Source organism: Parabacteroides vesiculifaciens (assembly GCF_049860805.1).
Lineage (GTDB): Bacteria > Bacteroidota > Bacteroidia > Bacteroidales > Tannerellaceae > Parabacteroides.
On the sequence record NZ_CP187555.1, the window covers coordinates 2643362 to 2657698 of the forward strand.

Sequence of the window (14337 nt, forward strand, 5' to 3'; positions counted from 1 at the left end):
ACATACCCTACCCCCTTATTGTAAATAATAGATTATCGAAGACGGTGCACTTCACGGGAAAAAAGGTGGAAATATTTTCGGGCATAAATGGGAGACAATCCTATTTTTGTCCGAAAATAATCGATTGTTATCACCTCAGGAACTGCTATGCCGGGCAATCTGTATGGCTCTTTTCTCTACAAAAACATCCTTCCAAATGATCATTCACAAATCCAGCCGCCTGCATATGAGCATAACAAATTGCTTTTTTATCCCCTTCGCGTTTACGAAGAATCGTAATCCAGGCCAATCCAACCTGGACACTTTCCAGAACAAAAAATTCAAATAAGGTTCTGTCATCTGTAATCAATTTTCCCCACTCTTCATCGTAATATTTCACATACAAGTCGTCAGTCCCAGCCCAACCACAACGTTTATCGATAAAGTCTTCCATCTTTTATTATTTATGATACCCAAAGGTATTTATTAAAATATACAAGGGGGAAAGCAAATAAACAGAGTAAAAGTCCCACGAATAAGCCACATGAGAACTACTTTAAACCGCTATTTTTTGCCAAATCAAAAAAAAGAAAAGCTCTGTAATCATTGAATTACAGAGCTTTTCTTTTTTATTTATTTCGAAAGCGGTGCGTACGGAAAATGAACCTTAATTCTATTCCTCACGTAATCAATATCTTAGCAAGCTCTTAATTCTTTCTCCCACTAATAACCCCACGTGTGCAATTCTTTGGATTGCTTGGTGTTGCGGTGGTTGTTTGAGTTGGTGCAAAAATACTAAATATTACTCGCATATCAAACTAATCATTTTCTATTTCTCTATAATTAAGTAAATATGAAGCCGTATTATTATTAACATACATTTCATATTCCTTAATACCTTTACTTCTTGCTATTAAACTCAATTCCTTTTTCTGTTCAAGAGGTAAATATGTACCATAATAGATTGCTGTGGGTTTCTTCACAGTTAGCTCTATATGATTTTCCTGTACCCGATTTTCACAACAACACATAAATCTCCACTCCTTTTCGTAAGCATATGTCTCTTTATCTTTATATAAAAAGGCTTTTATCCAAAACAAAGTATCTGGAAATGGAATATTATTTTGAGATTTAGTTTGTTGTGACATATCCAGTGTAGAATAATAATGTACTATTTCTGTTGCATCATACCTACAATCGGAATAAATTATAGGAAACAAATATGGATGAACCCTGTCTAAACAATCTCTCTTATCACATTTAGCACAAAGACTAAATACATAATCCGAAAAATCATATTCTACAGCAAATCCTTTATAACCATCTGCATATCTATCCCACATAATTTTAGAACACACATCCTCTGTAAAACAAGCTATTTTAGTCATGGGATTTTCTTTTATTAATTTTTCAGTAAGGACAACACTTCTTTTTACAAACTCTTTAATAGGTGTAATGTCCCATGTTGAAATAGCTTTTACTCCGTCAACAATATTATCTGTTGACATTGATAAAATATTTTTTAATACCGATTGACATATTTCATCATTGAAGATTGAAGTAAATAATGGTGGAACCTCTTTTTTTTCATGACAATATTCGATAAATGTTAATAGAGAAGTAGGACTCAACGCATTTTTAATTAAAGATTCAATTTTTTTTGTATCTACATATATTAAAGAATCATACATATCATAAAACATGTCTGGTCTAACCAAAGATATAGTATTGTTTTTTAGAGAATCAACACTATAATCATTATACGCCCTAAATCTATAAAGTTTTGAAGGAACATTAGCTATTATATAACTAATAATATTGTTCCAATCTTTACTACGTTCTTCATCTTTTATATCGCTTGGGAAAATAGTTTTCTCTAACAGTAATTTGAATTCTTCTTTAAATTTCTGATTATTCATTTCTATAAAACTTAAATATCTATAAGACCCATTTTGTATGTAGGAAATTTCCTATTATATTTTCGCAACTACTATTACATTGCAACCTATTAAACTGTAATACAATAAGTTACAAAACATCTCTTTAAAAAGGGTAACGACTTAGCAACGTGCTGCCTACTCTCGTTTTCATTATATTGCATCTTTTAAAATAACGAGGCTACAAAGATAACATATTATTTCTAAATGGCGAGAGAATAGTGGGGCAATATTTTATCGCTACACATAAGCTATTTATTATCAAATAATTAACATTAATTAAAACTGCCAAATTGCCAATGAAATTTGCATAGATAAAAAAAGTTTCTTATAATTGCGTAATTAATTACGTATTTACTTAAATAAAATCAGAAGAATATGGATTTTTTTAATCAAACAGGTAAAATGGCAATTGGTAGTAGGTTACGAATGTTAACCGATAAAATAACTAACGATGCCGAACTTATTCACAAAATGTATGGAATAGATATTCGTGCAAAATGGTTTCCAGTCTTTTTCGTCTTAGCACATGGTGAAGCAAAAACGATTACTGCTATCGCAAAAGAAATAGGGCATTCACATCCTTCGGTTAGTAACATTGTAAAAGAAATGGTTGAAAAAGGGATTGCTAAGGAAACAAAAGATAAGTCCGACGGAAGAAGAAACTTAATAATGCTCTCTTCTAAAGGGAAAAAAATGTCAGAGATACTAATTGAAGAATGTTCTGATATGACTATTACTATAGAAAATATTTCATCTGAAACACATAATGATTTATGGCAAGCCATTGAAGAATGGGAATATTTATTATCAAAGAAATCATTACTGGAACGTGTAAAAGAGGTGAAAAAGCAAAGAGAAAGCAGGGACATTAAAATAACACTTTATGAACCTTGTTATCAGGAAGCCTTCAAATCGCTTAGTGAAGAATGGATAAACGAATATTTCAAAATGGAAGAAACTGATTATGCGGTAGTGAGCAATCCCAAAGAGATAATTTTAGATAAAGGGGGAGAAATTTTTGTTGCGCTTTACAAAAACGAACCCGTTGGTGTTTGTGCCTTGCTTAAAATGAATGATGAACATTATGATTATGAACTATCTAAACTCGCTGTTAGTCCTAAAGTACAAGGAAAAGGCATTGGATTTCTTTTAGGGCAGACTGCTATAAATAAAGCGAGAGAATTAGGGGGAAGAAATCTGTACTTAGAAAGTAACACTATTTTAAAACCTGCAATTCATATATATGAGAAGTTAGGGTTTAAAAAAATTTTTGGGCATAATACATTGTATCAGAGATGCAATATTCAAATGGAATTGGTAATAAAATGAGTAAAATGTTATGGTGAGTAAATTGTTTGTCTTAAATATTGCAGAATTATGCACAAAAAATCATCAAACAGATGATAATAAATCATTTAGTATAAAGTATAAGGAAATGAGAACTACGAAGATTTTTGTTTCAAAAGAAAATGCTTTTAAAAAAAAGTATTTGAGGGCATCTCGTTGAACTCTTTAGCGATTGGTGAAAAGTATATGGTAACAAAAATGAATTATATTAAAGGTAACTTCGTCCCGTCCATCAGCATCCACATGAACAATATGGATATGTTATTTCAGGTGAATATCGTTTGAAAGTAGAAACGCTTATACAAAAAATAGACTTTTGCTTCATGAGAGTGATAGCTATGCAATAACGGGAAACACATCGCATTCCTTAGAAGTTATTATAGGTGTGAAATTGTAGATGTCTTTACTCCGTATAGAGAAAACTATCTGTGATTTTAAATTAAGACAGCGTTAAATGGGAATCATTATCTGCTTAACGCTGTCATTTATAGAATAGTTATCTATATAAAAATGAATGAATTATTACATCAGAGATTTTTTCGGCTATTGTCGGAATACTCGCAGCGTAAAGTTCCTGCATCCGAATTTGCAGAAGCTATTGAAGAACTGGCTACACATTTAGCGGATTTTAGTATCAACGAACAGGATTATAGCGTTTTACTTCGTTATTTTTCCTTTGGTTTGCATCGACTCAAATCGTATCGTGTGCAATTTGAGCAGGGGGAAAAATGCCTTGTTGTTGCTTATAGATGAAGCGATAGAACTAATCAAAACAGAAGTACGCATAGTGAATTTGCGCATCAAATACCCCGAACAGTTCCAGCAACACGCAAATAAGCTATTCCTTTCTCCTCTCCATTTGACAGACAAGACAAGCCTTATTAACGTCATGGAAATTGTCAGCGGCTTGTATCTTTCCAAACGTGTAACATATCAGAATGGAAAACCTGTTCATCTGACGGACTTAGGCAAAGCCTTTGAATGGCTCTTTAATATAAAATTGGGCGATTATCACCAAAAATACATGGATGTCATCAAGCGAAAGCCTGCCAAGTTAAGCGAGTTCCTTGATGAACTGGCAACCCTTATCCGCAAAGAACACGAAAATAAAGGGTATAGATAATCAGGTGTTTAGCATCAATTTATACGGGGTAGCGTATGCTACCCTGTAATTTGTTTGCTTTCCTTTTCTGAACTTTGCTTCATCAATCGATTGAAAATCTTAATGTATAATCAGAAAAATGAAGCAATATGTATGTAGATAATTACGAGTTTAAAGACTGGATGCAGAAACTTCTTGATAAACTGGATGAAGTAGGCAAAGACGTAAAGAGTTTGCAGACCAATCCCGAAGTGATGCCGGGTGATAAGCTATTGGATAATCAGGATTTATGCCTATTGTTCAAAGTCAGTACCCGGACATTGCAGAGATTGAGAAGCAAGAAACTGCTGCCTTTTATGATGATTAGCGGAAAAGCCTACTATAGGGCTTCGGATGTGCGTGAGTTCATAAAGGAACGGTTCGATGTGGGCACGCTCCGAAAATTCGAGAAAGAACACGGAAACGAATAAGTAAGAGTGAAATTCATCCCGAAACTGTACACGTGGCAGTTCCGGGATGTTTTTTTCTTTTGGCAAGTATGTATTTACTTCTCTGCCGATATTATTCCCTCCTCCTTATAAGACGCTTCAAACTGTTTGGTAAGCGCAATAATTTGCTGGTTCGTTTTTACCAGTTCAACAGTATATTGTTCCAATTTGTAAAGCAGGGCAAGTGCTTTCTTTTCCGCAAAATTGGAATGTAGTTCTTTCACCGTTTGGTTATACAGTATGCCTATGCTCCTGAATTGTGAAAACAGTCGGGAGAGCTGGATGTAATAATCAACCTTGCTTTTATCAATCCTAAGCACCTTAAACGATTTCCCGAAAATACAGTTCTTAATGAAATGCGCCTTTACCTTGTAGCCTGACTGGTCGTAAAAGGCTAAGAACTTGGCGTTCTCCACATCGTCCAAATTAAGAGAATAGCGGTGTGTTCGTGGGTCAAGTTTGGGCTTGCGCCCACCTTTGTTAAATGGCTTCTTTTTCTGTTCCATAATGATAATTATTTACTGGTTTTACGACTTCGGAGTAAAACCAACCACCTTTTAAGGTGGCAAGGTTTTGAGGCACAAAAAGCGAAGCGCGGACCTCAAAACACAACTTGCTATGTTCCAATGAACATAAAAATCTTCCCTACGGTCAGATTGCCAAAGCAAACGGTTCGGCTTCCTCCTATGTCTATTTATCGGTTACAAAATTACAGACAGCAGTTTACCCCTGAGAGATGGGCTATTACGTCAAATTGCGACACAAACGGACAAAGTACCCCCATTTTGAAAAGCATCTGTTTTTACCCTTTTCTTTGCTGAAAATTGATTGAATGGTGGCAATATATAAGGCAGTCAAACAAGGTTTGAATATGGCTTTAAAACATGTTTGAAAGGCGTTTAACGATTTGGCAATACTGCCATAAAACTGGCTTGCCATCTTTCAACATTATTAAAAATCAATCAACCTATTCATAAACCATTAAAAATTGAAAGTATGGAAGAAGTAAAACAATCATTACAGGAACCTGCAAGCAAGGAACGGGAAAACTATAAATCGGTGTTCCTTAAAAAGCGGGCGGTTTGCAACCGTCAAAGCGTGTACATAAGTGGAGAAATACAGAAACGTATCATGCAGATTGTAGGTGTGATTACAAACAAACAAGTAAGCATCGGAAGTTTCATTGATAACGTACTGGAAGAGCATTTGAATACGTACAATGATGTCCTTTCGGTTCTCTACCGGGAAGAAATGCAAAAAGGAATATTCAACCAGCCAAAAGAGAATAAAGAATGAATATCGTAACTATTGAGGAACAGACCTTTAAACAGGTATGCAGTCAGTTCGCCAACTTTGCTAATCAGGTGGAACGCATTTGCAGATTGAACAATCATCAGTCCGATAAATGGTTGTCAGGTCGTGAAGTGTGTGCCCTGCTCGGTATCAGCATCCGAAGTTTGCAGAACTATCGGGACAGCGGTAAACTGGGTTACTCCCAAATCGGGAATAAGCTGTACTATAAATCTGCCGATATTGAAAGACTGGTTACCGAATGTACGGCAAGCCATCTTTCAGGAAAGAAAAACAACTATATACCAACCAATAAATAAGTATCGCCTTATGACAAGAAAACAAGATGACAATTCAGAAGCAAACCAATCTTTCACCCTCCCGGCTATTGTGGGTACATGGGAAAGTTTAAATCTTCATCCTACGGTAATAATATACCAAAGCAAAAAAAAATATCTCCTTTCGATGCTCCATGTATCGGATAACGGACAGGCGCAACCTGCCACTTACGAGATACAGAAAGAAGATAGCCGTTACTTTATTGTTTCAGCCTTTAAGCGGCTTTATATCGGCTATGACAAGGCAAAAGACAGCCTTTCCATTTCTTATTATGGCGAGTATCTGCGTAACTGACAGGTGATATATGTCAATCATTCAAACCAATTATAAATCAATAAAACGATATGGCAATATGGAACTGATAAACGGCAACAGTGAACTAATAAAAGAGTTCTTTCAATCTATGGATAGAATGTTAGACGGTATCAGCCGGCTGGCAAAGGAAAGCAGACCGCATTTGAACGGTGAGAAGTTTCTAAGCAACCGGGAAGCAGCCAAATATCTGAAAGTAAGCATCCGTACCCTGCAAGAATGGAGAGATACGGGCGTTATCCCTTACATTCAGATAAAAGGCAAAATAATCTACCGCCAAAGCGATATAGAACGGCTTTTGCAGACCTACTACAACAAGGAACGGCAGGAATAACCTACCTTCCTTTAAAAAACACATTTTTTTCCGAAACTGACTAAGAACATTAACTTTGCCAGTGTAGTAGTCCGTCTGTGCAAGCCTTTTAAAGAAAATACTACCCGAACATCGTGAGGTGTGGAGATTTTCTTTAAAACCCATAGGGCTTGGGCTTGAACGGACGGAATACGGAGCTTATTTTTGTTAATGTCTTATTCAGCTTCGGGAAGTAACATGCAAAATGCTCTTTTATCATTCATCAATATCGTTCGATGGAATTATTTTTATCAATTCTCCATTTATATGGATTCCGTATGAAACCGAAAGTTTAGATATTATAATACCAAATACACCCCTTAATTCTCCTAATGCAGATAAAAATATCCATCCACTAAGAGTAGTAAAGGAGTCACAATTGTGTACTTCATTCTGTATTGGTTGTATTGTATCTAAAAATTTCCTACAAGATGCTCTTAATAATTGTATATCTTGATAAATATTCTGATTTTGAGAAACTTTACATATTTCTTGGGTTAAACATTCTCTAATTTGTAATATAGATTCTATACAATAGTGAGGACATTCTAATTTATAAGGAGAATATAAAACTCGTCTATCTTCTAATTGGTTAATTATTTTTTGAGCAATTTTAATCTCTGATTCATTTGGTTGCCATGATACACCAAAAAGAGGAAAACTGAACCCAGTAATCCTATTCTTAATTTCCTGAAAGGTTAATACTAACTTATTCATTGTTTTTTTGTTTTCAAAGATACGCAAAATAATGAAAATCAACCTCCATAGGAAAAATTCTTTTCTACATTTTCCATATCACGCATAATAGACCTATCTAAAACTTTTGCATAATGCTGTGTCATTCTGATATTGGAATGTCCCAAAATCTTAGATACATTTTCCATTGATACATCGTAAGCATCCGCCCCGGTACATCATCCTTATCCAAATCAGTAGGATCCTGGGCTATAACTTCGCTTGTAAAGACTATATGTATAAAAGCAGCAAGGGTTGCCGCCTGAACCAAGCGACAACCCATCCTACCAATTTTCATAATTAAAGTTTCAAACGTGTACGTGTTTATTTGTGCCCAAAACGTGAAAGAATCCGTCTTTACATATAAACCGCCACCAGTCACCCCTTGATGTTCCCATCGGACAACGTTGCAAAGGAACGCATTTATAACCAGCCATCCTATATTTTAGACGATTATTACTTGCCGTTTTACATGTTTGAGAGCATAAGAAGCAGTGCCTTGGCCTGGTCATGGGAGGGATTACGCTTCTTTCCAGTTGAAAGGCAGCAGGCTCGAGTAGTCGTTAGCCACTGCCAGGCGTTCGTCTTTCACCCTGATGAGCGCGTCCTGCATCCATTTTTCGGGATTGACATTGTTCTCTTTGCAGCAACCGATCAGTGTGAAAAAAATGGCGGCGGCATGGGCGGCTTCGTGGGAACCTGAAAAAAGGGTATTCTTACGGTTCAGGGTTAGGGGACGGATGCTTCTTTCCACTGCGTTGGAGTCGATATGGAAGTCGGCATTAGTCACGTATAGCGATAATTGCTCCATACGGGCATAAGTGTATTGCATGGCTTTGTCCATCGGACTGCCACTTTTCACCTGCCCTATGTTACTCTTGATCCATGCCTCTATTTCCTGCAATACCGGATAAGCCTCCGCCTGGCGGTAAGCCGTTTTCGCATTTCCTTCAAGCTCTTTTTCCCTGATTTCGGATTCGGTTTTGTAAAGTTTTCCGATCAGGGAAAGTATTTCCCCCGCCCGGGGAGGATCGCTGTTCTCGGCTTCTTTGAACTTCCGGCGGGCATGTGCCCAGCAGCACAGATGCAGGTAACCGGGCAGGTCGTCAAAGATGTCGTATACCTGATAACCGTCGCTTTGGACTGCTTTCCCACCCTCCAGCAACAGCCCGATGCAACTTGCCCCCCTTCCCTTATGATACTCGAAAAAAGGGCTCTTCACCTCCGGGCAGTAGAAATTCCACATGTAGCCCTGGTGTAAGCTCCCCTTACGGTCACTTCCCTGGACTTTGTAAGGAGTTTCGTCGGCTATGACATAGCGTGAGGAACGGACTTTTTCACGTAATTCGTTGTAGATTGGTTCCAGTTCCTGGGCTGTGGACAGGCACCAGTCGCTTACCGTCGAGGCCGGCAGGTGAAGGCCGATGCGCGAGAAGATATCTATTTGACGGTACAGAGGCAGGTGGTCGCCATATTTGCCCACTGCGATATGGGATAACACGCTGGCGCCTGCCTTGGCGTGGGCTATGGCTTGGACCGGCAGGGGCGCTATCAGGATACGTCCATCCGGGGTTTTGTATTTGTTGCGGATGATTTGACGGACATACACATTCTTTTCTATCTCCAGTTTTTCCGTGATTTCCTGTCCTATATGGCGACAAGACGACAAGTCCCCTGCCGGGTCCAGAATCTCCTGCCGCCGAGGAATATCCAGGGGGAAAGGCTTACGGATATTTCCTTTATGTTTCTTCTTTTTGAACCCGTCGCGATCATGCAAGTAGTTTTTCTCTTCCTTTTCTACTTCCCCACGTGCTTTTTCACGCACGGTTTCCACCGGAGCCGAGTCTACCGGCGTTTCCCAGCAGATATTCAACTGGGAGGGATCCCGGGGAAGTCTTTTTTCGCTTTTGGGACTCCAAAGGCGGCGTTTGAGGTCGTAAATCTCCCACACATACTGTTGGTTCAGGTCCAATAAGCGCTGACGTTCGAGTAGCCATTGCATCCGCTCCTCCTCTAACGCCTTGCGTCGGGCAAGCAGCGCTTGGTAATCGGCCAGCGGGACCTTGACTTCGGGGACTTTATTTGCCGTCTTTGTTTTCATCTCTTTCACGTAATAAAGATACGAATAATATTTGATATTATGGCACTGATTTATAAATATATTACTTGCTTTTACGCCTTTTTTTCGGACAATCGAGCAACCGGACGAGAGAGGTACGGTTTACCTGTTCGTAAGATTGTTTTTCAAATTGCCGGGGAAGGTCATAAGTCCCTTCCGAAAGATGGTAAAGGTAAACCCGTTCCTGGTTAGGGGACAGGTAATATACTTTAAGCTGCTTGTGTCCGCCGTTGATGAAGACATAGATTTCCCCCTCTTTCGGATAATGTCCCAAACGGCTGTTCACGATGCCGCTAAGGCACGGGATGCCGGCATGGAAATTCTTCAGGGGAAACAAATAGACACGGTCCGTTGAGGGAAGGCCATAATGCCGGTCTTCTTTACTTTTGACAAGATCGGATACGTTATAAATGCCCAAGCTCTCCGGAGAAAAGCGGTAATGGTGAATCCTGAAGCGGACCGCACCGCCCGATTGGTAACGCAGGTACTCGAAGGTTATTTCATTCAGTTCACCCGGTTCTGACAACATTGATAACAATTGGGCGTTTTCAAAGATTTCTTTTTCACGATTTTTCATCTGAGTCCTTTTTTTTGTTTTTTCGGAACAAAGATAAAGAGCACATATAATTAGAGGAGGATGTACTGGGGCGGATGCTTACGATACATCATTGGCGAGAAAAACTACGGTAGCCGCAGTATGGCGTGCTACATGTGTAGTTAAGCGTTTGGTAATGCCGCATAAATCAGCGATTTCTTTTAGTAGGCTAGGCCCGCAGCGCTTTTCCACCTTTCGGTGGTAAGTTTCCGCTAACCTGCCCCCGAACCGTACGTACATGTCTCCATGTATACGGCTCTCCATTGTCAACATCACTTTACTTATCATAGCTTTTATGGATTAATGCATCGCAATCATGACAGACTGCGAGAGTTTTACGATGGCGTTTAATCATCACAACATTCCACTTGGTGTCAGCTTTAAGCTGATTGATGTTGCGTATGTGATGCATCACAAGGTCTCCTATTGCACCGCATAATTCACACTTTCTCTCTTTGAGCCTTTCCACAAGTGTGGGGGCAGGAAGATACATGGTGTTCGGTATGTTGTCGTAATGGTTATCCTCATAGATGTCGGTGAAGCGTTTGCATCTGAATCCGCCGTTATACCATACTCTTTGTTTCGCATTGCCTTTGCTATCCTTATAAGGGATAATCACATCCGTTCCGTCTTTGTACTTTTCAAGTATTTGTCCGACGGTTCTTTTGTGCTTGCGACCGAGAGTTTTGAGCATACTATACTTCATGAAGTAATTGAACTTCCACCCCCAATAGCCGATATTGTCCGCAATGGAATAGTAGTTGTAGAATCCCCGCAATTCAAGATTGTATTGCGCCAGGATATCTGCGTCTTGTCTATTTACCATATACTTACGAGACGAAGGCTTAAGTGTCTCTTTTCTGTTTACTTGTGTGATAAGCACAGCATCATAGTATTGAAGACGCTTAAGTACAGTTTCGTAAGAGACTTTCAACACAATTGTTCCCAGCCACGGGCGTCGTTGTAGTCCACTCCGTGTGCGTGTGTGGTCCATAGAACGGCGTGCATTGATTTCGTACCCAAGGAATTTTGCAGGTTCCTGTGCGTTCGTAATCAAGGTCTTTTCCTGCGACATCTCCAATTTGAGTTTATCACTCATGAACGTCGTAATATCAGCCTTGATTTTCTCGCATTCCTCTTTGCTGCCAATCACTCCTATAAGAAAGTCATCGGCATACCTCACATACTTCAATCTTCTGAACGCATCGTCTATGTCCCTTGTTGCTGGAATATCCAGCATCTTCTTGCGCATTTCGGCAATTTTTGATTTCAGTTCAACCTTGCGGTTTTCATCCGTTTCTGCTTCTAGTTTCCATCGTAATACATTCCTTTGATTCCGGTTACGCTGATACTCTTGGGTTAGTCTACGTCCTCTGCCTCTATTGAAGTTATCGGCATACTCCTTTATATACTTGTCGAACTTGTCAAGGTAGATGTTAGCCAAAATAGGGCTAATGATACCACCTTGTGGTGTTCCAGAGTAGGTGTTGTTGTATGTCCATTTCTCCATATAGCCTGCATTTAAGAATTTGCGGATTAATCGCAGGAACCGTTCATCGGAGATGCGCTCTCTGAGGATATCAATCATAATGTTATGATCAATATTGTCAAAGAAGCCTTTGATGTCACCTTCGATAAACCATCGTGTTCCTTTGAATGTCACCTTTATGTCTCTTAATGCCGTGTGGCAACTTCTATTGGGGCGGAATCCATGCGAGGTATCTTCAAAGTGTCCCTCGTAAATGGCTTCCAGAATCATATGCACTACCTCTTGCACAAGTTTATCCTCAAAAGATGGAATGCCCAGCGGGCGATTCTTCCCATTCTTTTTAGGAATATACACTCGACGTGTCGGGTGGGGCTTATAAGATTCATCCCTCAGACTTGCCACTATTTTCTGTATACGGTCAATGCTCATTCGGTCGATGGTTCTACCATCGCTGCCGGGCGTCATATTACCTTGATTGGCATATTTACGCTGATAGGCAATGAAGAACATCTGCTCATTAAACAGAATCCGGTAGAGTCTTTCGTATCGGTAATCCGAATCTTTGCTATGTTCGCATAAAGCGTTTAATACTTGCTGTGGATCTCTCATACGTCTCACACGTTTTCCTTAGTTTGTATTAAGTTGACAACTGCTTCCCTTCGCCATGTGCAAGGCGTTACCTTGCTCGGACTACTACGGAAGCTCCGTTTCCATATCGGGTATTCAGTATCTTTATACATAGCCCTTGTTTCCATAGGCATCCCGATTTAGGAAATCCCCGTTTAGTTTCGTAATGACTATTAGCGCGACAGACTGTCGGATGCGACTTTCGTTCTTTTCTCCGCTTATTGCGGTTGTGCCGTAGCTATGTTCTATGCTCTCAAAGGCTACCTGACAAATGAGAGAGCCACGGTGTGACAATACAACTGCCTTTCGTCACAAGTCCAACATGCCTCACTGAACTATCGTTCAACCAGTATAGGTTTCATCCTCGTGTCTGTCTTTCTCCCCAGCGATGCACTCGCTCTTGGCAATTAGGGCGGCCATGCTGCAACCGACATGCGATACTCCCCATTGGGTTTCCCCGCCGGATAAGTCGGTTGGGAGTAGACTTAGAATCTAGTCTAGTCTCTTGCTAAAGAGACATTCATTACGCAACCTTTACGGGCGCACAGTAAGCATTCATACGCTGATTACTAATTATGGGTAAAAGCACTCCTTTCTTTATGCATTCTGCATTATCTTCATATTTCCTTAATATCCTTTGAGGAATGGATAAAACGGGAATGTTACACATCTGATTAGTTTTCTGCCGTGCCTTGCGTATCCACAAAGCACCGTTATTGTCTTTTATCAGGTGTTCACGGCTTAACTGCTGCACATCGACAAAAGCAAGTGCGGTAAAACAGCAAAAGACAAAAATATCCCTTACCTGCTCTAAACGTTTGATAGTAAATTCTTTGTTCATCAAAACATCCAATTCTTCACGTGAAAGGAACTCTACATTAACTTCTTCCTGCTTGAAGTGGATGCCGTAAAACGGGTTTTTCTTTATCCAGTCGTTAGCCAAAGCAATACGAACAACTTTTTTCAAGTTCTTCAAATGTTTCAATGCAGAGTTGTTTTGGCAATGCTTCTCTGTTTTCAACCAAAAATCAAAATCACGAATAAATTGCCCATCCAGTTCTGCCAGCATTATATCATCACGGTGGTAGCAACTACGGATATATTCTTTCAAGCGGTTTATTGAAGTATCAAACTTAGTAACGGTGCTTTCCGTATATTCTTTGCCAATCAGGGCACGACATTTTTCGTTATGCTCTGCATACACTTCCAGCAAGGTGCGCTGTACCTTGTCCCGTCCGTAGAAACAATCCTTTATAATATCGGCTGTTATCGGTTTGTTGTCTATCTCCAATTCACGGTGTATCTGCAATACTTTGGCACGAACCGTATTGATATAGTGGTTCAGTTCGATGGCTACCCGGTCTTTTCCTTTGGAACATTCCTTTTTCTGATTCCATAAATCTACGGGAATGCTCCGTTTAATCATAACTTCGGCTACTCGCTTGTTTACGGTGATGCGCATACAAATAGGAGCTTCACCGTTTTTCAGAAGTTTTGATTTCTTGATGATGAACAATACGCTTAGTGTGTTTCTTTTCACTGCTCCCATAATTCTTTGATTTTTAAGTGGTACAAAATTAGTTTGCTACACTCAAAAACCAGCTACGCAAAAAGCTGACAATC

The 14337-nt window shown here is 39.4% G+C and carries 14 protein-coding genes and 3 pseudogenes; 8 read left to right on the forward strand and 9 right to left on the reverse strand.

From position 1 onward, the window contains the following. Nucleotides 1-199: 199 nt before the first annotated feature. Both ACPYIV_RS10790 and ACPYIV_RS10795 read right to left on the reverse strand, forming a co-directional pair. Nucleotides 200-433, reverse strand: a pseudogene (locus tag ACPYIV_RS10790) (DNA-3-methyladenine glycosylase I); the annotation flags it as partial. A 364-nt stretch (nucleotides 434-797) separates the two neighbouring features. Next, on the reverse strand, nucleotides 798-1898 hold the full coding sequence (locus ACPYIV_RS10795) for a DUF2971 domain-containing protein (protein WP_425882957.1): 1101 nt from the start codon (nucleotides 1896-1898) through the stop codon (nucleotides 798-800). 396 nt (nucleotides 1899-2294) lie between these two features. On the opposite strand from ACPYIV_RS10795, the gene ACPYIV_RS10800 reads away from it, so the two are divergent. The 4 genes from ACPYIV_RS10800 (at nucleotide 2295) to ACPYIV_RS10815 (ending at nucleotide 4838) form a co-directional block, all read left to right on the forward strand. Continuing rightward, complete coding sequence (locus ACPYIV_RS10800; RefSeq protein WP_425882959.1) at nucleotides 2295-3248, forward strand: bifunctional helix-turn-helix transcriptional regulator/GNAT family N-acetyltransferase; 954 nt, start codon at nucleotides 2295-2297, stop codon at nucleotides 3246-3248. A 528-nt stretch (nucleotides 3249-3776) separates the two neighbouring features. Beyond that, nucleotides 3777-4019 (forward strand): hypothetical protein, encoded by a 243-nt coding sequence (locus ACPYIV_RS10805; protein ID WP_281816961.1) that lies wholly within the window; start codon nucleotides 3777-3779, stop codon nucleotides 4017-4019. Beyond that, nucleotides 4003-4389, forward strand: coding sequence for an RteC domain-containing protein (locus ACPYIV_RS10810; RefSeq protein WP_425886518.1), 387 nt, complete (start codon nucleotides 4003-4005; stop codon nucleotides 4387-4389). Before ACPYIV_RS10805 ends, ACPYIV_RS10810 begins: the two co-directional genes overlap by 17 nt. A 128-nt stretch (nucleotides 4390-4517) precedes the next feature. Beyond that, complete coding sequence (locus tag ACPYIV_RS10815; RefSeq protein ID WP_425882961.1) at nucleotides 4518-4838, forward strand: helix-turn-helix domain-containing protein; 321 nt, start codon at nucleotides 4518-4520, stop codon at nucleotides 4836-4838. 74 nt (nucleotides 4839-4912) lie between these two features. Here the strand turns inward: ACPYIV_RS10815 and mobA are convergent, their stop codons facing one another. After that, on the reverse strand, nucleotides 4913-5362 hold the full coding sequence (gene mobA, locus ACPYIV_RS10820; protein ID WP_425882963.1) for a conjugal transfer protein MobA: 450 nt from the start codon (nucleotides 5360-5362) through the stop codon (nucleotides 4913-4915). 490 nt (nucleotides 5363-5852) lie between these two features. Between mobA and ACPYIV_RS10825 the strand changes: the two genes are divergently transcribed. The 4 genes from ACPYIV_RS10825 to ACPYIV_RS10840 are packed head-to-tail and all read left to right on the forward strand — an operon-like array spanning nucleotide 5853 to nucleotide 7131. Further along, the gene (locus ACPYIV_RS10825) at nucleotides 5853-6152 is read left to right on the forward strand and encodes a DUF3408 domain-containing protein (protein WP_032575399.1); all 300 of its coding nucleotides are present in this window, start codon (nucleotides 5853-5855) and stop codon (nucleotides 6150-6152) included. Continuing rightward, the gene (locus tag ACPYIV_RS10830) at nucleotides 6149-6466 is read left to right on the forward strand and encodes a helix-turn-helix domain-containing protein (protein ID WP_032575398.1); all 318 of its coding nucleotides are present in this window, start codon (nucleotides 6149-6151) and stop codon (nucleotides 6464-6466) included. The genes ACPYIV_RS10825 and ACPYIV_RS10830 overlap by 4 nt, the downstream gene beginning before the upstream one ends. A gap of 10 nt (nucleotides 6467-6476) precedes the next feature. Next, complete coding sequence (locus ACPYIV_RS10835) at nucleotides 6477-6779, forward strand: DUF3876 domain-containing protein (RefSeq protein WP_032575397.1); 303 nt, start codon at nucleotides 6477-6479, stop codon at nucleotides 6777-6779. A 58-nt stretch (nucleotides 6780-6837) separates the two neighbouring features. Further along, complete coding sequence (locus ACPYIV_RS10840) at nucleotides 6838-7131, forward strand: helix-turn-helix domain-containing protein (protein ID WP_135186497.1); 294 nt, start codon at nucleotides 6838-6840, stop codon at nucleotides 7129-7131. A 234-nt stretch (nucleotides 7132-7365) separates the two neighbouring features. Here the strand turns inward: ACPYIV_RS10840 and ACPYIV_RS10845 are convergent, their stop codons facing one another. The 6 genes and pseudogenes from ACPYIV_RS10845 to ACPYIV_RS10870 all read right to left on the reverse strand — a co-directional run. Beyond that, entirely contained in the window at nucleotides 7366-7866 is a 501-nt protein-coding gene (locus ACPYIV_RS10845) for a DUF6650 family protein (RefSeq protein WP_195668325.1), read from the reverse strand. A 38-nt stretch (nucleotides 7867-7904) separates the two neighbouring features. After that, nucleotides 7905-8048, reverse strand: a pseudogene (locus ACPYIV_RS10850) (site-specific integrase); the annotation flags it as partial. A 356-nt stretch (nucleotides 8049-8404) separates the two neighbouring features. After that, a complete protein-coding gene (gene tnpC, locus ACPYIV_RS10855; protein WP_425882967.1) occupies nucleotides 8405-9985 on the reverse strand; it encodes an IS66 family transposase in 1581 nt (526 codons plus the stop codon). A 61-nt stretch (nucleotides 9986-10046) separates the two neighbouring features. Continuing rightward, complete coding sequence (gene tnpB / locus ACPYIV_RS10860; RefSeq protein ID WP_336527059.1) at nucleotides 10047-10580, reverse strand: IS66 family insertion sequence element accessory protein TnpB; 534 nt, start codon at nucleotides 10578-10580, stop codon at nucleotides 10047-10049. A gap of 295 nt (nucleotides 10581-10875) precedes the next feature. Continuing rightward, nucleotides 10876-12696, reverse strand: coding sequence for a reverse transcriptase domain-containing protein (locus tag ACPYIV_RS10865; protein ID WP_425886488.1), 1821 nt, complete (start codon nucleotides 12694-12696; stop codon nucleotides 10876-10878). 565 nt (nucleotides 12697-13261) lie between these two features. Beyond that, a pseudogene (locus tag ACPYIV_RS10870) lies at nucleotides 13262-14263 on the reverse strand (phage integrase SAM-like domain-containing protein); the annotation flags it as partial. Between the last annotated feature and the right edge of the window lie 74 nt (nucleotides 14264-14337).